General features: G+C 59.9%; 16 protein-coding genes and 1 pseudogene. 6 read left to right on the forward strand and 11 right to left on the reverse strand.

Annotated features, from left to right (window positions below):
- Positions 1-68 precede the first annotated feature (68 nt).
- Entirely contained in the window at positions 69-977 is a 909-nt protein-coding gene (locus tag FFS64_RS05890) for a DMT family transporter (protein ID WP_137804581.1), read from the forward strand.
- Between the two features lie 122 nt (positions 978-1,099).
- On the opposite strand, the gene FFS64_RS05895 is transcribed toward FFS64_RS05890, so the two are convergent.
- From FFS64_RS05895 to FFS64_RS05920, 6 genes and pseudogenes are all read right to left on the reverse strand, one after another.
- Complete coding sequence (locus tag FFS64_RS05895) at positions 1,100-2,680, reverse strand: aldehyde dehydrogenase (NADP(+)) (RefSeq protein ID WP_137804582.1); 1,581 nt, start codon at positions 2,678-2,680, stop codon at positions 1,100-1,102.
- A gap of 20 nt (positions 2,681-2,700) precedes the next feature.
- Positions 2,701-3,696 (reverse strand): AraD1 family protein, encoded by a 996-nt coding sequence (araD1, locus tag FFS64_RS05900; protein WP_137804583.1) that lies wholly within the window; start codon positions 3,694-3,696, stop codon positions 2,701-2,703.
- 37 nt (positions 3,697-3,733) lie between these two features.
- Positions 3,734-4,909, reverse strand: a complete 1,176-nt coding sequence (locus FFS64_RS05905; protein WP_137804584.1) for an L-rhamnonate dehydratase — start codon at positions 4,907-4,909, stop codon at positions 3,734-3,736.
- A 293-nt stretch (positions 4,910-5,202) separates the two neighbouring features.
- Entirely contained in the window at positions 5,203-6,207 is a 1,005-nt protein-coding gene (locus FFS64_RS05910; RefSeq protein WP_137804585.1) for a 4-hydroxythreonine-4-phosphate dehydrogenase PdxA, read from the reverse strand.
- Entirely contained in the window at positions 6,204-7,160 is a 957-nt protein-coding gene (locus FFS64_RS05915; protein WP_137804586.1) for an amidohydrolase, read from the reverse strand. The genes FFS64_RS05910 and FFS64_RS05915 overlap by 4 nt, the downstream gene beginning before the upstream one ends.
- Positions 7,153-8,493: pseudogene (locus tag FFS64_RS05920) on the reverse strand (MFS transporter). The gene FFS64_RS05915 and the pseudogene FFS64_RS05920 overlap by 8 nt, the downstream one beginning before the upstream one ends.
- 492 nt (positions 8,494-8,985) lie before the next feature.
- Between FFS64_RS05920 and FFS64_RS05925 the strand changes: the two are divergent.
- From FFS64_RS05925 to FFS64_RS05940, 4 genes are all read left to right on the forward strand, one after another.
- Positions 8,986-10,002: a tripartite tricarboxylate transporter substrate binding protein gene (locus FFS64_RS05925; RefSeq protein ID WP_137804587.1), complete on the forward strand. Its 1,017-nt coding sequence runs from the start codon at positions 8,986-8,988 to the stop codon at positions 10,000-10,002.
- A gap of 52 nt (positions 10,003-10,054) precedes the next feature.
- Positions 10,055-10,588 carry a tripartite tricarboxylate transporter TctB family protein gene (locus tag FFS64_RS05930; RefSeq protein WP_137804588.1) on the forward strand — a complete coding sequence of 178 codons (534 nt, stop codon included), beginning with the start codon at positions 10,055-10,057 and terminating at the stop codon, positions 10,586-10,588.
- A complete protein-coding gene (locus FFS64_RS05935) occupies positions 10,585-12,114 on the forward strand; it encodes a tripartite tricarboxylate transporter permease (protein WP_137804589.1) in 1,530 nt (509 codons plus the stop codon). Before FFS64_RS05930 ends, FFS64_RS05935 begins: the two co-directional genes overlap by 4 nt.
- Before the next feature lie 69 nt (positions 12,115-12,183).
- Entirely contained in the window at positions 12,184-13,125 is a 942-nt protein-coding gene (locus FFS64_RS05940) for a LysR family transcriptional regulator (protein WP_137804590.1), read from the forward strand.
- Between the two features lie 36 nt (positions 13,126-13,161).
- Here FFS64_RS05940 and FFS64_RS05945 read toward each other — a convergent pair whose 3' ends face one another.
- From FFS64_RS05945 to cysK, 3 genes are all read right to left on the reverse strand, one after another.
- Entirely contained in the window at positions 13,162-14,025 is an 864-nt protein-coding gene (locus FFS64_RS05945) for a DMT family transporter (protein ID WP_137804591.1), read from the reverse strand.
- A 379-nt stretch (positions 14,026-14,404) separates the two neighbouring features.
- Entirely contained in the window at positions 14,405-15,343 is a 939-nt protein-coding gene (locus FFS64_RS05950) for an aspartyl/asparaginyl beta-hydroxylase domain-containing protein (protein WP_137804592.1), read from the reverse strand.
- A 263-nt stretch (positions 15,344-15,606) separates the two neighbouring features.
- Positions 15,607-16,581, reverse strand: coding sequence for a cysteine synthase A (cysK, locus tag FFS64_RS05955; protein WP_137804593.1), 975 nt, complete (start codon positions 16,579-16,581; stop codon positions 15,607-15,609).
- A 128-nt stretch (positions 16,582-16,709) separates the two neighbouring features.
- On the opposite strand from cysK, the gene FFS64_RS05960 reads away from it, so the two are divergent.
- Positions 16,710-17,786, forward strand: coding sequence for a DUF748 domain-containing protein (locus FFS64_RS05960; RefSeq protein ID WP_137804594.1), 1,077 nt, complete (start codon positions 16,710-16,712; stop codon positions 17,784-17,786).
- Here FFS64_RS05960 and FFS64_RS05965 read toward each other — a convergent pair.
- Complete coding sequence (locus FFS64_RS05965; RefSeq protein WP_137804595.1) at positions 17,783-18,283, reverse strand: DUF2442 domain-containing protein; 501 nt, start codon at positions 18,281-18,283, stop codon at positions 17,783-17,785. The two genes, FFS64_RS05960 and FFS64_RS05965, sit on opposite strands and share 4 nt — an antisense overlap.
- Complete coding sequence (locus FFS64_RS05970) at positions 18,271-18,501, reverse strand: DUF4160 domain-containing protein (RefSeq protein WP_137804596.1); 231 nt, start codon at positions 18,499-18,501, stop codon at positions 18,271-18,273. Before FFS64_RS05970 ends, FFS64_RS05965 begins: the two co-directional genes overlap by 13 nt.
- Between the last annotated feature and the right edge of the window lie 157 nt (positions 18,502-18,658).

Genomic DNA, 18,658 nt, shown 5'->3' on the forward strand with positions numbered 1-18,658 from the left:
CTGTTTTCCGGTTGCCAGACGTAAGGCGCTCGGCAACACTCTCGTCCCGATCAAGCAAGGAGAGCACCGTGAACCCCGTCGATCTATTCCGATTACTGTCGCTGGCGGCCATTTGGGGTGCGAGTTTTCTGTTCATGCGCATCATCGCCCCGGTGATTGGCACGATTCCCACCGCGTTTTTCCGCGTATCGATCGCCGCCGTCGGGCTGCTGGTGATTCTCGGGTTGATGCGTATCAGCTGGGATTTCAAGGGCAAGCTGAAAACAGTGATGCTACTTGGGGTGATCAACTCCGGCATTCCCGCGACCCTGTATTCGGTGGCCGCGCAAGTGCTGCCCGCCGGTTACTCGGCGATTTTCAACGCCACCACGCCACTGATGGGCGTGCTGATCGGTGGCCTGTTCTTCCATGAGCGGCTCACCGGCGCCAAGCTCGGCGGCGTGTTTTTGGGGTTGTTCGGCGTTGGCGTCCTGACACGCGCCGGCCCCGTGGCGTTCGACATGGAATTGCTGCTGGGCGCCATCGCCTGCCTGCTCGCCACCACCTGCTACGGCTTCGCCGGCTTCCTCGCCCGCCGCTGGCTCGATCAGGCCGGTGGGCTCGACAGTCGTCTATCGGCGCTGGGCAGCATGCTGGGGGCGACCCTGTTCGTATTGCCGCTGTTCGGCTACAGCGTGATCAGCCAACCGCCCGTCAGCTGGGGTGGCTGGAACGTCTGGTTGTCGTTGTTGGGGTTGGGACTGGGATGCACGGCGTTTGCGTACATCATTTACTTCCGCTTGTTGAGCTCGGTCGGCCCGGTGAAGTCGATGACCACAACCTTCCTGATCCCGCCGTTCGGGGTGTTGTGGGGGGCGTTGTTTCTGGATGAGCCACTGTCGATGGCGCATATCTATGGCGGGGTGTTGATTGCGGCGGCGTTGTGGTTGGTGTTGAAGCCGGCGGTGAAGAAATCTGTTGAGGTGACTACCAGATAGCTCTGCGGTCCCACTGATGACGCCTTCGCGAGCAAGCCCGCTCCCACATTTTTCCGCGTTCTCCTTGTGGAATGCGATCAATTGTGGGAGCGGGCTTGCCCGCGATGGCGTCGGCTCAGACACTACAAGGCTGAATCACTGACCTCCCCATCCACCAACCGCCGAATCCCCAGCGGATTAGCGTTTTGCAACGCCTCAGGCAACAACGCATCCGGATAATTCTGGAAGCACACCGGCCGCAAGAAGCGGTCGATGGCCAGGGTGCCGACCGACGTGCCCCGCGAATCGGACGTCGCCGGATACGGCCCGCCATGCACCATCGCGTCACACACCTCGACCCCGGTCGGATAACCGTTGAGCAGAATCCGCCCGACCTTCTCTTGCAGCAACTCCGCCAGCCAGCGGTACTCCAGCAATTCGTCCGCCTCGCCGATCAGCGTCGCCGTCAGTTGCCCGCGCAGGCCGTGCAGCGCTGCGGCCAACTGTGCGCGGTCCTCGACTTCGATGACGATAGTGGTCGGCCCGAAGACTTCTTCCTGAAGCAATTCATCGCCCTTGAGCAGCAGGCTGACATCAGCCTTGAACACCTGTGGTTGCGCCTGATTGCCCTGTTGCGGCTTGCCCGCCAGGTGCGTCACTCCCGGATGTTCGTGCAGTTCGCCCAGGCCTCGGCTGTAGCTGGCCAGTGCGCCGGTGTTGAGCATGGTTTGCGCCGGTTGCTGGTTCATGCTGGCGCAAAAGGTTTGCAGAAATGTGCTGAACTGCGGCGAGCGCAGGCCGATGACCAAACCGGGGTTGGTGCAGAACTGACCGCAACCCAGCGTTACCGAACCGGCCAGTTGCGCAGCGATCTGCTCGCCGCGTACCGCCAGCGCTTCGGGCAGCAGGAACACCGGGTTGATGCTCGACATCTCCGCGAACACCGGAATCGGCTGAGGCCGGGTCGCCGCCATGTGGCTCAGGGCGTTGCCGCCCTTGAGCGATCCAGTGAAGCCCACCGCCTGAATCGCCGGATGCTTGACCAGCCACTCACCGACACCAGCCCCATAGATCATGTTGAATACACCGGCCGGCATCTCGGTGCGCTCGGCGGCGCGGATGATCGCGTCCGCCACCCATTCGGCCGTTGCCATGTGCCCGCTGTGGGCCTTGAACACCACTGGGCAACCGGCGGCCAGCGCCGAGGCGGTATCGCCACCGGCGGTGGAAAATGCCAGCGGAAAGTTACTGGCGCCGAACACGGCGACAGGTCCCAGCGCGATACGGTACTGGCGCAGGTCCGGGCGAGGCAGCGGTTGGCGGTCGGGCAAGGCGCGGTCGATCCGTGCGCCGTAGAAATCCCCGCGACGCAGGACTGTGGCGAACAGGCGCAGCTGGCCACTGGTGCGTGCCCGCTCACCTTGAATTCTCCCCGTTGGCAATGCGGTTTCACGGCATACGGTGGCGACGAAATCATCGCCCAGGGCATCGATTTCGTCAGCGATGGCGTCGAGGAACGTTGCACGTTTCTCGGCGCTCAAGTTGCGGTAAATCGGATACGCCGTTGCGGCGGCTTTGGCAGCGGCGTCCACTTCGGCTTCCGAGGCCTGGAAGAAACGGCCCGGCAAGGGTTCGCCCGTGGTGGCGTCGAGGCTTTGCAATTGCGACGTACCGTTGACGCTGCGACGCCCACCGATGTAGTTGTGTCCAAGTACCAATGTCATGGGACGTTCCTTTTGAAGATTTAAAGCGCGCGCACCTGGCCGATTGGCAGCGGCTGGGCGCTTTCACCGATGCCGTTGACCAGCGGCGCACCGAACTCATCGAGGCTGATCTGGAAGCGATCCCCTGGCTGGGTTCTCACACCATCGGCAAACGACAGCGTGGCGGTGCCGAAGTAATGCACGTGGACATCGCCGGGGCGCAGAAACTGCGCGTACTTGAAGTGATGAAATTCCAGATTGGCGAGGCTGTGGCACATGTTGTCTTCGCCGCTGAGAAATTCCTTTTCCCAGATCGTTTCACCGTTGCGCTTGATGCGGCTGGTGCCGACCAGATGCTTGGGCAACTCACCGACGCGCAGCTCCGGACCGAAGGAGCAGCAGCGCAGCTTCGAATGAGCGAGGTACAAGTAGTTACGCCGCTCCATGACGTGGTCGGAGAACTCGTTACCGAGCGCGTAACCGACACGGTACGGCTGGCCGTCGTCGCCGATCACATACAGGCCGGTCAGTTCCGGTTCTTCACCGGCGTCCTCGGCGAACGGTGGCACGGGGAAGTCCGCGCCAGGACGCACGACAATGCTGCCATCGCCCTTGTAGAACCACTCTGGTTGCGCACCGACCTGCCCGTCCGCCGGCTTGCCCCCCTCCAGCCCCCACTTGAACATGCGCATGGTGTCGGTCATGCCGGCTTCGACCTCCCCCTCGTGCTGATGCATTTTGTCCCGGGCCGAGGCACTGCCCAGGTGAGTCAGGCCGGTGCCGCTGATCAGGCAATGGGCCGGGTCTTCATGGTCCAGCGGCGGCAGGACCTGGCGCTGCAGCAACAGCTGCGCGTAATCCGGGCCTGGCTCGGTGCCGCGCAGGGCGATTTCTTCCTGCAGGCTGCGTTGGGCACGGATCGCCGAAAGTGCCAATTCTCGGGTGCTTTGGGTGCTGTTGAGCACCTGAACCTGTGAGCCTTCGACGACGCCAACCTGGCGTTCACCGGCGGTGTTTTCAAATTGAATCAGGCGCATGTCGGCCCTCCGAAAAGTCGTGGATTGTGGCGAGGGGTCACTCGATGATGTTGAAGTCGCTCAGGTACTCATCGGAGATTTCCAGGCCCAGGCCCGGCTTGTTGTCGTCCAGCTGGATGTAGCCGTTGACCGGTTGCGGTTCGCCCTTGAACACGTAATAGAAGAGTTCGTTGCCGACCTCGACGTCGAACACCGGGAAGAACTCGGCCATCGGCGAGGCGGTGGTGGACATGGTCAGGTGGTAGTTGTGCATCTGCCCGGCGTGGGGGATCACCGGCACCGACCAGGCTTCGGCCATGGCGTTGATCTTGCGCGCGGCAGTGATGCCGCCGACGCGGTTGGTGTCGTACTGGATGACGTCGACGGCGCGGCGTTCCAGTAGATCCTTGAAGCCGTAGGAAGTGAATTCGTGCTCACCGCCGGAGATCGGCATGACCCCCATTTTTTTCAGCTCGATGTAACCCTCGATGTCATCGGCGATCACCGGTTCTTCGAGCCAGCGCGGTTCGAACTCGGCGAGTTTTGGCAACATGCGCCGCGCATATTCGAGGGTCCAGCCCATGTAGCACTCGAGCATGATGTCGACGTCGGGACCCGCCAGTTCACGCAGGGCGCGCACTTGTTCGATGTTGCGCCGCATGCCCGCCGGACCGTCTTTCGGACCGTAGCCGAAGCGCATTTTCAGCGCGGTGAAACCCTGGCTCAGATAGCCCTGGGCTTCTTCAAGAAACAGGTCGAGGTTGTCATTGGCGTAGAGCTTCGAAGCGTAGGTCCAGATCTTTTCCTTGGTGCGCCCGCCGAGCAGTTTGAACACCGGCTTGTTCACCGCTTTGCCCATGATGTCCCAGATCGCGATATCGATGGCCGAGATCGCCGCCATGCCGATGCCTTTGCGGCCCCAGGCGTGGCTTTGGCGGTACATTTTCTGCCAGATGTATTCGTTGTCGAAGGGGTCTTCGCCAATGGCGATGGGTGCCAGGTAAGTGTCGATGATTTCCTTGGCCACACGCGGCGCCAGCGCGCAGTTACCGATGCCGACGAGGCCGTTGTCGGTCTCCACTTCCACCACCAGCCAACCGTGAAAACGGAACGAGCCCATGGCGTCGCCGCGCTCGAACAAAATGTCACTGGCGTTGGTGCAGAAGTGCGCTTGAGGTGGGACGACTTTACCTTTCCACTCGAAAACGCGGGTACGGATTGCTTTGATTTTCATGGATACAGATTCCTTGCGCGGCTGGCTTCTTGTAGTTGTTGGGGATTTGATGGAGCGACTTTAGCCAGCGCTCGGGAGTGGCGGATAATCACTTATGCGTATCCGGCGATAACCTGGGGTGATACCTATTTCCGGTTATCAGGTAGATAGGGTTATCAGCCGCAGCGCAAAAAAATGTGGGAGCGGGCTTGCCCGCGATAGCGATCTGACAGTCACGTTCAAGGTGTCTGTACTGCCGCCATCGCGGGCAAGCCCGCTCCCACAGGGGATTTATGCAGTTTTAGAAATCGGGATCAGTCGCTGTTGCCACCCATCCGGCAGGCGATCTCGAATGCCTGGCGCGTCGCGCCGACGTTGGCTTTGCCCTGCCCCGCGATGTCGAACGCGGTGCCGTGGGCCGGGGTGGTGATCGGGATCGGCAGGCCGCCCTGCACGGTCACACCGCGGGAGAAGCCCATCAACTTGATCGCGATCTGGCCCTGGTCGTGGTACATCGTGACCACCGCATCGAAGGCGCTGGCATCACCCTGGACCTTGAGGAAAATAGTGTCCCCCGGATACGGCCCTTGCGCCGCGATACCCAACGCCTGGGCCGAGCGCACCGCCGGGCCGATGATGTCCAATTCTTCGCGGCCGAATGAACCATTGTCGCCGTTGTGCGGATTCAGGCCGCAGACACCGATGCGCGGTTTTTCCAAACCGTTGCGCTTGAGTGCGGTGTCGATCAGTTGAATCGCTTCCACCACGCGCTTTTCATTCAGCAGACCTGAAACATCGGCCAGCGCCACATGGGACGTCACCCGTGAAGTCCAGAGGTTGTCGAGCACGTTGAACTCGCAGAACGGCCCGTGGAAATCCAGCAGCTCGGCGAACCAGTGCAACTCGTCGCTGTGGGCCATGCCGGCCATGTGCAGCGAGGTTTTGTTCAGTGGCCCGAACAGCACCGCATCGGTGATCCCGGCCTCGGTCAGGCGCAGGGCTTTTTCCAGCGTGTCGAGGCTGTAACGACCGCCGATCACGCTGGCTTGGCTGCGCGGGAATTCACCGATCGTATCGCCACGGAATTCATAGAACAGCGGCGTGTCGTCGACGAACGACAGCTGGTCCAGCGACTCCACGCGGCGATAGGGAAACTCTGTCCCTGCGATGCGCATGCCACGACGCATTTCCGCCTCGTCGGCAATCAGGATGACATGGGCCTGGCTGCGCACTTCAGGCTCGCCGAGCAAGCGTGCGATCAGTTCCGGGCCAATGCCCGCCGGGTCCCCCAGGACCATGGCGATGGTGGTTTTTTTCATGCTTCACTCCTCAAGGGTTCAGTCCACGCCCGGTCGATGGCGCAAGGTTCGCAGCGATAAACCCGCTGCGCGTTGCTGTAGAACAGTCGCTCCTGATCGGCCACTGGCAGATCGGCGACGATGGATTTGAAACCGCTGTAGATGTCGTCGAACGAGCCGCACAGGCTGTCCACGGGAAAATTGCTGGCGAACATTGCCCGCCGGGTACCGAACATCGCGATGATCTCGCGCACGATCCAGGCGTTGTCAATGGCGCGCCATCCCCGGCCCGCCTGACCCAGGCCGGAAATCTTCACCTGCACGTTCGGCCACTCGGCCAACCGCGCCATCGCAACCCGCCACCCCGCCAGGCCTTCAGCGCTGCGGTCGTTGGGTAATCCGGCGTGGTTGAGAATCAGGGTGATGCCGGGAAAGTCCCGGGCCAACCGTTCAGCTTCGGGCAGGTTCCACCACGGAGTCTGCAAATCGAAATGCAGCCCCAATCCTTCCAGCGCGGCGTAACTGCGCCGCCAGCGTTCGTCACTCATCAGGCTTCGCACACGACCGAACTGCTCGGGTGACGTCGCGCCACCGGGTTTGTGCCGCACGCTGCGCACACACTTGTAACTGGCCTGTTCGGTCAGCACCGCGATGGCGTCCGGATGGTCCAGCCAGGCTTGGGCGACGATTGCATTCGGCACACCGTAGCGGGCGGCCAGTTGCTCGATGAAACGGGTTTCGCCAATCGGGTCTTGCGGGTTCCATTCGGTCTCGACGTACACCGTTTGCACCACCCGATGTTCACCGGCGTCGGCGAAGTAATCCTCGGGAAAATAGCGCCGCTTGATCGCGCTGTAATCGCCATAACGAAACGGAATGTTCGCCTGTGGCGCGAGCCACGGATGATCGTTGATGGTTGGATCCCAGAAGTGATGATGGGCGTCGATGATCGGGCCACTCCAGCGCTTATCCATGGCGTACCTCGTCGAGACTGATGAACAACGTTGCGAAGACAAACACCGCCGAACACGCCGCAAAGAATCCGAGTACCGGGGCAAATCCGCCGGTCACCTACAGAATCACGCCCACCAGAATCGGCACCGCGATACCGCCCGTACTGCCGGCCATGTTCATCACACCGCCGATTAAACCAACCCGCGCCGGAGCGGCCAGTAACGCCGGGAAGCTCCAGTAGAGACTGCCCCACATCAGGAAGAAAGCGGTCATGGCCAACAGCGCCACAGCGGCAAAAGGGTTGCTCAGGGTCGGCAACAGCAGGAACGCGCCGAGGGCCACCAGGCCGGAGAACGCCAGCAGGCTCTTGACTGCCACCCCGCGACTGACGCCCCTGCGGATCAAGCCATCGCACAGAAAACCACCGGTCAACGAACCCAACGCGCCGCAAACGAAAATCACGAACGTTGCCGCACCGATGCCCTTGATATCAAAGCCTCGGGCCTGGGACAGATAACTCGGTCCCCAGGTCAGCAGACCGAAGTACACCATGGCCCAACTGGCCCGGCCGATCAGCAAACCGCTCAGGGAACGGGCGGCGATGCCCAAACCTTTTACCGGCACACGGGCGGCTTCGGCAGCCGCAGTGGCGCGTCCGGCGTTGATCTTCTCCAGTTCCTGGACATTGACCTGCGGGTGGCTGGCCGGGTCATCGCGCAGATAACGCCGCGCCAGCCAGGCCAGTACCAGTGTCGCGACACCGGCGATCACGAACGCCAGACGCCAGGAATCCAGCGAAGCAATCAGGTAGGCGATGATCAGCCCGCCGAGGGCCACACCCAGTGGACTGCCGCTGTCCATCAGCACCGCGCCGCGGCTACGTTCGCTGGGCGCCAGCCAGAGGGAAATCAGCTTGCCGCCGGACGGGAACAACGGAGCCTCCGAAGCCCCCAGCGCCACTCGAGCGAACAGCAAAGACAAACCACCGGTAGCAAACGCCGCCAACACCTGGAACGTGCCCCACAGCCCGGTGGACCAACTGATCACCCGATGCGGTCCGAAACGATCGATCAGCCAGCCACCAGGAATCTGCAACAGGGCATAGGCCCAGAAAAAGCTGCTGAGGATCAGGCCCTGGGTGCTGGGCGACAGGGAAAATTCTTGGGCAATGGTCGGCATCGCGATGGACAGCGAGACCCGATCGATCAGGTTGACCATGGTCAGGGCGAAGATGATCGCGAAGATCCGCCAGCGCACATTGCTGGCCTTGACGGTGGAGGCCTGCGCTGTTGCCGCCGCTGCGGGCGAAGCATCGGCGCCGGGCAGATGCAGGGAAGCACTGGGACGAGCCATGGTGCGTACCTCTTTATTATTTTTGTATGGGCCAAAGTTGCTTTTGTAGGAGCGAGCTTGCTCGCGATGGTCGTCAACGTTGACGCGGGTTGCTTGAATGCCCGCGGTGTCCTGACGCTTTTCGCGAGCAATCGAGCGTCGACCGGCTGCTCCTACAGGTGACATTGGTGAGCACTATCAAAGGCTCAGCGATAACCGTCTAATCAAAACTTGAAATATGGCGATAGCCTCGAGTTATGGCATACCGGACTTTCAATGAGCTTTCAGGGGACAGGTTCTGTTTCGACTTGTTGCAAATCCCGCTCTAGTCCGAAGCTTTGCGCCAATGCCGCGGCGTTTGCTTCGACGAGCTATAACCCCAGGCTATCGGTGTATGTATTGTTTTGACTAGACGCGACGACCCAGCCTTCCCACACTCGGCCCAGGCTTGCGGCTTTACCGCACAGACAAGCCGCCCATAACAATTACAAAAACACAAAACGAGGCCCTTCCATGCGAAATGCATTCGTCCGTCGCACATCCCGTCTGTTTCTTGGCTGCACGCTGATCGCCGCAGGCAGTCTTCCCGCACTCGCTCACGCTGCATGGCAACCTGACAAGAACGTCGAAATCGTCGTTGCCGGCGGCCCCGGTGGCGGTACCGACCAGCTCGGTCGCCTGATCCAGTCAATCATCACCACCCACAAACTGCTCGACGTCAACACCATCGTCCTCAACAAGGGCGGCGGCAATGGTGCCGAAGCCTTTCTCGACATGAAGATGAACAAAGGCGATGCCGAGAAGCTGGTGATTGGCACCAACAACATCTACCTGTTGCCGCTGGTGTCCAAGCTCGGCTACCAGTGGCAGGAATTGACGCCGATTGCCGCCGTGGCCGAGGATGACTTCATTCTCTGGAGCTACAAGGGTGCGCCATGGAAAGACGCCAGGGGTTTCTACGAAGCGGCAAAGGCCGATCCCTCGAAACTGCGCATGGGTGGCAGCCAGTCCAAGGATGTCGACCAGACCCTGACCTTGCTGCTGAACCAGACCAACAACAGCAAACTGGTGTACATCCCGTTCAAGAGCGGCAGTGAAGCCGCGACGCAACTGGCCGGCAAACACATCGCCGCCAACGTCAACAACCCCAGCGAAAGCATCAGCCAATGGCGCGGCGATCAGGTCGAGCCGCTGTGCGTGTTCAGCCAGGAGCGCATGAGCTACACCGAGAAAGTCGCCGGCGATAAGTCCTGGGCCGACGTGCCCACCTGCCATGAACAGGGCCTGGGCATCAATCAGTACCGCTTCCCGCGCACCGTGTTCATGCCCGGCGACATCAGCGCTGAACAGCGCGCGTTCTACGTGGAACTGATGCGCAAAGTCACCGAGACCCCTGAGTTCAAGGCCTACGTCAAGCAAAACGCTTTGGTGCCGACCTTCCTGGAAGGCGAACCCCTGACTGCCTACATCGAAAAAGACACCGCTCGCGTCACTCCGGTGTTCAAGGAAGCCGGCTGGCTGAAAAACTGAGTTGTTCACGGCCGTTCACCCGCGAACGGCCTTCACCTGCTGGAGGTGATTCATGTCCCATTCTTCGGATTCACCGGCGCTGGTCGGCACCCGCTGGGTTGAACTCGGCCTGACGCTGTTCACCACCCTGATTGGCGTGGTGGTGATGTTCGGCAGCATCGAACAAGGTATCGGCTGGGGTGATGCCGGCCCCGAGCCGGGTTACTTCCCCTTCTATATCGGCCTGCTGTTGAGTGCCGCAAGCGTCGCCAATGGCGTATTGACGCTGGTGCGCTGGCAAGCCCTGAGTGTTGCCTTTGTCAGTCGCAGTGCGTTCAAGCAAGTGTTGTCGGTGTTCGTGCCGATTGCGTTGTTCGTCGGTGCGATGCCAATCACTGGCATTTACCTCGCCTCGGCGGTGTTCATCGCCTGGTTCATGTGGCGTGACACCACCCGCGCCAAGCCCTATGGCAAATGGATGATCGCTGGCGTGTCCCTCGGCGCGGTACTCGCCAGTTACCTGATTTTTGCGCTGTGGTTCAAGGTCCCGCTGGATGCCGGCCCGATGGGCGACTGGATTGCCCTGGCCGGGAGAAACTTCAAATGAGCGAATTCGATTCCCTGCTGCAAGGCATGAACCTGATCCTGACTCCGGGCCACATCGGCCTGATGGTGGTCGGCGTGCTACTGGGCATTCTGGTCGGCGTGTTGCCCGGCCTCGGCGCCCCCAATGGCGTGGCTCTGTTGCTGCCTCTGACGTTCACCATGTCGCCGGTGTCGGCGATCATTTTGCTGTCGTGCATGTATTGGGGCGCGCTGTTCGGCGGTTCAATCACCTCGATCCTGTTCAACATTCCCGGCGAGCCCTCATCGGTGGCGACGACGTTCGACGGCTACCCGATGGCTCGTGAAGGTCGCGCCGCCGAAGCCCTCACCGCCGCATTCAGTTCGGCACTGATCGGCGCCCTGGCCGGTGTCTTGTTGCTGACCTTCCTGTCGACCCGGATTGCCGAGTTCGCCATGTCGTTCAGTTCGCCGGAGTTCTTCGCGGTGTACCTGTTGGCGTTCTGCACTTTCATCGGCATGAGCAAGAACCCGCCGCTGAAAACCGTCGTGGCGATGATGATCGGCTTCGCCATGGCGGCGGTCGGCATGGACACCGTCTCCGGCAACCTGCGCCTGACCTTCGACCAGCCGATACTGATGACCGGCATCAGTTTCGAAGTAGCGGTGATCGGTTTGTTCGGTATCGGCGAGATCCTCTGCACGGTAGAAGAAGGCCTGGTGTTCCGTGGCGAGCATGCGCGCATTACACCGATGGTGATTCTGCGTACCTGGGCCAAGTTGCCCCGCTATTGGTGGACCATTGTGCGCAGCACCCTGGTCGGTTGCTGGATGGGGATTACCCCTGGCGGTCCGACGGCGGCTTCATTCATGAGCTACAGCCTGGCACGGCGTTTCTCGAAGAAGCGCGACAACTTCGGCAAGGGCGAACTCGAAGGCGTGATCGCCCCGGAAACCGCCGACCACGCCGCCGGCACCAGCGCCCTGTTGCCGATGCTGACCCTGGGCATTCCCGGTTCAGCCACGGCGGCGGTGATGCTCGGTGGCCTGATGATCTGGGGCCTGCATCCCGGCCCGACGCTGTTCGTCGAACAGCATGATTTTGTCTGGGGCCTGATCGCCAGCATGTACCTGGGTAATGTGGTGAGCCTGATCGTGGTGTTGGCTACCGTGCCGTTGTTCGCCTCGATCCTGCGCATTCCGTTCTCGATCATCGCCCCGATCATCATCATGGTGTGCGCCATCGGTGCGTACTCGGTGCACAACTCGTTTTTCGACGTGGTGCTGATGCTCGGCTTCGGCGCGCTGGGGTATCTGTTCAAGAAGCTTGGCTACCCGATCGCCCCGCTGGTACTGGCCGCGGTACTCGGCGACAAGGCCGAAGATGCATTCCGCCAGTCGATGCTGTTCTCTGACGGACAATTGGGGATTTTCTGGTCCAACCCGTTGGTGGGCAGCCTGACCACGGCGGCACTGCTGATGCTGTTCTGGCCATTGATTTCCAAAGCGCTGCAAACCCTGATGGGCCTGCGAAAATCCCCTGTCGCCAAGCCAAAATCGGTGCTTTGACACAGCAATGCTGGCAACGCCTGACATTTGTTGTCAGGCTTGCCGCAGACCTTTCTGCGAGCGCGGCCCATGACCCGAATTCCTGTTGCCAATATGATCCACAGTCGACTGCGACTGCGCCAACTACGGCTGATGCTGGCGTTGCAGGAATTCGGATCGTTGCGCCGTGCCGCCGACCACATCGGCATGACTCAGCCGGCAGCCACCAAGATGCTGCATGAGGCTGAGGACCTGCTCGGCGTTGAACTCTTCGAGCGCCTGCCCCGGGGCATGCGTTCAACTCCGTTCGGGGAAACCGTCATCTACTACGCACGCATGGTCTTCGCTGAACTCAGCGGCATGCGCGAGGAGTTGGTGGCACTCGAATCCGGCAACCTTGGTCGGGTGGCGGTCGGTGCAATTCCGGCGCTGGCGTCGGGCCTTCTGACCCGCACCATCGCGACCTTGAAACAGAGCCATCCGCGGTTGTCCATGAGCATTCAGGTCGACACCAGTGACGTGCTGGTGCAGGCACTGTTGCAGGATCAACTGGACATCGTGTTGGGGCGGATTCCGGCCGGTGCCCGGGCCGAGGAATTACTGTTCGACAGCCTCGGCGAAGAAGCCTTGTGCGTGATTTGCGGCGCGCAAAACCCGCTGGCGCAAGAACAGCAACTGAGTTGGGCCGAGTTACAACATCAGACCTGGGTGCTGCAACAGCATCCCAGCCCGATGCGCGCGATCATCAATCAGGTGTTCCACAACGCACGGGTCGATATCCCCAGCAGCATCGTCGAAACCACCTCGATCATGACCTTGCTCTCATTGATCCAGCAGACCGACATGCTTGGCGTGACACCGGTGTCGGTGGTCGAGGATTATCCCGGCCGCGATTTGCTGGCCGTGTTGCCGATCAAGTTCGAAGCGCGATTGCCACCCTACGGGCTGATCACACGGCGTCACCGCATCCAATCGTCGGCGATGCAGGCGTTCATGAATTCGGTGCGGGCCGAGCATGTGCTGAGCAAATGAAAAAGGCCCGGAACAATGCTCCGGGCCTTCACAGGCTTACGCCGTTTTACGGAACACAAACACCAGACCGACGATGATCAACAGCATGCCCAGCATGCTCAACGTCGCCAAGCGATTACCGAAAAACAGGTAATCCATCACCGCCGTCACCGCCGGCACCAGGTAAAACAGGCTGGTGACATTCACCAGGTTGCCCCGGGCGATCAAACGGTACAGCAGCAAGGTCGCCAACACCGACACCACCAGCCCCATCCACAACACCGGCACGATAAAACCGCTGTTGTGCTCGAAGTGAAAGGGCTGGAACGGCACGAAGATCCCGCACAGCAACAAACCAGCCAGGTACTGCACCGGCAGCGTGCCGAGGGGATTGTCGGTGATGCGCTTCTGCATGATCGAACCGAACGTCATGCTCGCCAGCGCCAGCAAACCGAAAAGCATCCCGGCCAATGACATGCCGGCCAGACCGATACCCTGGAAAACCACCATGATCAACCCGGCCAACCCAAGCGCCAAGCCAAACAGGCGGCTGGCTGATCGCTGACGCTCCATGATCACCACCGTGAGAATGGGTTGCACCCCCATGATGGTCGCCATCACACCGGGTGTGACTTTCAGGTCCAGGGCCAGCAGATAAAAAATCTGATAAGCCCCCAGCAATACGATCCCGGTGGACATCGCGTAGAGCATCGGCCTTCCACCCTTGGGTAACTTCAGCTTGAGCAACGGCACCAGCAACAACAGACCGCACAAGGCAATGACAAAGCGCACCAGCAGAAAGGCAAAGGGCGCCGCATGGGCCAGCCCCCATTTGGAGAAGATCGCCCCGCTGCTCCACAGCAGGACGAACAGGCTCGTGGAAGCCGCCGCGAGCGCGGACTTTTGAGTAAGGACAAACATGAGTACCACCTGTAGTCAGGCAATAAAAAGCCAACTCAGCCGAGGCTGAAATTCAGTAGTTGTGTTCAGGTGGGCGCGGGGGGAACAGCAAAAAAGCTGATCAGCCCGAAACGCCAACGCCCGGCGGTGATACGACTGCGCACACCGGCGTGCTACTGACAGGTGGTGGGTAATGACTGATCTGCACAGGCTGCTGACTCCCGCACGGCACGACGCCAGCGTTGACCGCTGAATCGACTACCGCGTTGATCTGGGATGCAGGCATTGGGCTGATCTTTTGTAGAGGGATGAAAAAGTGGGTTCGGGAACTCACTGTGCGCCGACTATAACCAGCGCGAGACATGGATTGCAATGACTTGAACGGTTACCTGAGTTCGTATCATCCAAACAACCAATACCCCAATAACGTCAGCACGACTACCGCCAACACCGGACGCAGCACACGATACGCCTTGGGATTGCGCCGCTTCCACTGCTTGACCGCGCCACTGACTTTGTCACTGGAGTTCTTGCTCCATGCATAAACCTGATTGATCCCGCCCACCCGCTCGTCATCCAGGTTTTGCGGCGCGGTCGCACGGCCCAGAAAAGCACTGATCGAGCGGTTGATGCGGATCATAAAGCGGTTGCTCAGCGGTCGTTCGATGTCGCAAAACAGAATGACGCGCGTCTTGTCGGTTTCGTTCTTGACCCAATGCACATAGGTCTCATCGAACATCACGTCTTCGCCATCGCGCCAGGCATAAGCCTGACCGTCGACAAAGATGCGGCAATCGTCGGCGTTGGGTGTCGACAGGCCAAGGTGGTAACGCAGGGAACCGGCGAACGGATCGCGGTGCGGGTTGAGATGACTGCCGCCCGGCATCAGCGCGAACATGGCGCCTTTGACGTTGGGAATGCCGCTGAGCAATGCCACGGTTTTCGGGCACAAGAGTTCGGCTGACGGCAGCGGTTTGTCGTACCACTTGAGGTAGAAGCGCTTCCAGCCCTTCTTGAAAAACGAGCCGAAACCGGCATCGTTGTTCCTCTCGGCGGCGCGGATATAACCCTCGTCGAACAGGTGCATCGCTTCGTCGCGAATAACTTCCCAGTTGTCCTTAAGCACATTCAGCTCAGGGAACTTGCTGCGGTCCAGATAGGGTTTGGAAGGCACGCGGGAGAACAGGTACATCAATGCGTTATAGGGCGCGAACAGCGCAGAATGGTTGACGAATTGACGCAAGACCGGCAACCGCACCTTGCCGCGCAAATGCACATAAAGCGTACTGCCGAAGAACAGCAGCAACACTGACGCCTTCGCGGCAAAGGAAAGGGTCATCAACAACTCCTTGATAATTGACACTTTGCACAACGCCATTTACCCGACGTTGCAGCCGGCATGATAAACACTACCCACTTCGGGAATAACCCGCCTCTTCCAACATTCAGTGTTAAGGATTGTGCAATAAACCCTTCTTGACACAGGGCGGCTGAACGCCCGCTGAACTGCACCACGCTATTTGTTCAGAGACCGATGCGCGGTCCATCGCGGGTAATCCTTGCCCGCGATGACGTCTGAATGGGTGCCGCATATCCCAAGCGTTACTGCTGGTTCTCCTGCTCGGTAAACAAATCGCTGAACAGCATGCTCGACAAGTAACGCTCTCCAGAATCCGGCAGAACCACTACGATGGTCTTGCCCTGCATTTCCGGGGTCTCGGCCAATCGAACCGCCACCGCCATTGCCGCGCCGCAGGAAATACCGCACAGAATCCCTTCTTCCTGCATCAAACGCAGGGCCATGGCCTTCGATTCCTCATCGCTGACCAATTCCACCCGGTCGACCATCGACAGGTCCAGGTTCTTCGGCACAAAACCGGCACCGATACCTTGGATCTTGTGCGGGCTGGGCTTGATCTCTTCACCGGCCAAGGCCTGGGTGATCACCGGCGAAACGGCGGGCTCCACCGCCACCGAGATGATCGGTTTTCCCTGGGTATTCTTGATATACCGCGAAACGCCGGTGATGGTTCCGCCCGTTCCTACGCCTGACACCAACACATCAACGGCACCGTCGGTGTCGTTCCAGATCTCGGGCCCGGTGGTTTTTTCGTGGATGGCAGGGTTGGCCGGGTTATCGAACTGAGCCGGCATGAAGTATTTGGACGGATCGCCGGCAACGATTTCACCCGCCTTTTCGATGGCGCCCTTCATGCCCTTGGCCGGTTCAGTCAGCACCAATTCCGCACCCAGTGCCTTGAGTACCTTGCGTCGTTCGATGCTCATGGACGAAGGCATGGTCAGCATCAGTTTGTAACCCCGAGCGGCGGCCACGAAGGCCAGGCCGATGCCGGTATTACCGGAGGTCGGTTCGACGATGGTCATGCCAGGCTTGAGTTTTCCGGTGCTTTCCGCGTCCCAGATCATGTTCGCGCCGATCCGGCACTTGACCGAATAACCAGGGTTGCGCCCTTCGATCTTGGCCAGGATGGTCACACCGCGCGGCGCGATTCGGTTGATCTGCACCAGCGGCGTATTGCCGATGGAATGGGCGTTGTCTGCGAAAATACGACTCATGGCTGGGTCCTTGATACAGCATTTATTAAGCGCATCAAGGTATGCCTGTTGCCCGCGGGCGTCCAGTCAGGTCGAACGTCCGGTTATCAGCGCAGTCAATGGCTTTAGATCGCCAGAGATTTGCCACCATGAAACGTCTATACAGCTGGCCCCTGTGGACACTCTGCGGCCTCGCTGTGCTGCTGATAACCCTGCACTTCGCCCTGCCCTGGCTGGTGCGCGACTACCTCAACGATAAACTGGCGGACATGGGCGACTACCGGGGGCAGATTGCCGACGTGGACCTGGCCCTGTGGCGCGGTGCCTATAAAATCAACGGCCTGAAAATCGTCAAGGTCGACGGCAAGGTGCCAGTACCGTTCGTTAATGCACCGTTGATAGACCTTTCCGTCAGCTGGCGTTCCCTCTGGCACGACCACGCCGTGGTGGCCGAGGTGCTGTTCATCAATCCCGAAGTGAATTTCGTCGACGGCGGCGCCAACAAAAAGAACTCCCAGACTGGTGAGGGTACCGACTGGCGTGCGCAATTGGGAAAACTGCTGCCGATCACCTTGAACGAAGTGCGGATCGATGACGGCAAAATCAGCTTTCGCAACTTCAATTCCAAACCACCTGTGAACATGAACGCCACCAAGGTCGATGCCAGCATCTACAACCTGACCAACGTGGTCGACACCAAAGGCAAGCGCGACGCCCGTTTCGAAGGCAAGGCGCTGCTACTGGGGCATGCACCGCTGGAAACCACCGCGACGTTCGACCCGCTGAGTAATTTCGAAGACTTCGAGTTTCGTTTGCGGGTCAAGGACATCGAGCTCAAACGCATGAACGATTTCGCTTCGGCCTACGGCAAGTTCGACTTCAATGCCGGCCACGGCGACGTGGTAATCGAAGCGAAGGCCCAGAAAGCCAAATTGACCGGTTACATCAAACCGCTGCTGAGGGACGTCGACGTATTCAATTGGCAGCAGGACGTGGAAAACAAGGACAAAGGGATTTTCCGCTCCATTTGGGAAGCCATCGTCGGTGGCTCCGAAACCGTGCTGAAAAACCAGGGCAAGAACCAGTTTGCCACCCGTGTCGAACTGAGGGGCAACGTACACCGGCGAGATATCAGCGCGTTCGAGGCTTTTTTGAAGATTTTGCGTAATGGCTTCATCGAAGCATTCAACGCGCGCTATGAACGGCCGAAACCGGATGCCGGTTAACGTTTGCGGGTAACGGTGTAGCGGCCCGTTGCTTCGGCGGCTCGTGGCACCCGGGATTGCTGTTGCAAATAGTCCCAGCCCAGGCAAGCCAGGGCCAATGAACGCGGCACCGCTTCCCGACCGCTGCTGTAGCGGCTAATGCTGCGAGTACTGACCCCTAATGCTTCAGCGGCCTGATTGAGCGGCAATCCGGTGCGAGCGCGCCAGTCGATGAAAATTCGGGTGTTTTCGTCGGATGCGTTTTGCGCGAGTGCATCCAGATACAGAGTGTCGGCACCGATCTGGATATCCTGCGCAGGCCATTCCACCCACCATCCGTCATCGCCTAACACGGCACCGTCGAAGGCACTCCCCTGCAATGGTTGCAATCCCGGAAAAGCCTGCAGGTCATGGCTCAAATCGAGGGTCAGTCGTTGGCCGTCGATAAAGGTCAGCGCCAGGTGGTAATCCCCCAGCACCTGCACCGCCGACAGCCGTGGCCGCTTCATGGGTAACATCGTTTCCAATCCTCCAGCAATTGCGCCTGATGCGCACTGACCCAGGCCAGCGCTTCCTTGATAATCAGCGGCGGTGCCTTGCCCACCATGACCTCGACGGTTTCCAGGTTCAGCATGACGTCTACTCCGCCGCCGGTCAGATGGACGTGGGGCGGCGGATGGTCCTTTTCACGCAACTGAATGCGATACGTATCTCGAAATCGGTATTTAGTAGACATGTTTTGCAAGCTATCGCCAAAATGGCGATACATCAATACTGGCCAAGCGCCGAGACCGAGTCAAGATGTGACGCCCCATTCAGAGACTGAATAAGCCGTCTGCGTTCACAGTCGACCGGACACCGCGTTATAGTCGGGGCTGACCATTTATTGCGCA

Origin of the sequence: Pseudomonas sp. G(2018), from assembly GCF_005502415.1 — a bacterium.
Lineage (GTDB): Bacteria > Pseudomonadota > Gammaproteobacteria > Pseudomonadales > Pseudomonadaceae > Aquipseudomonas.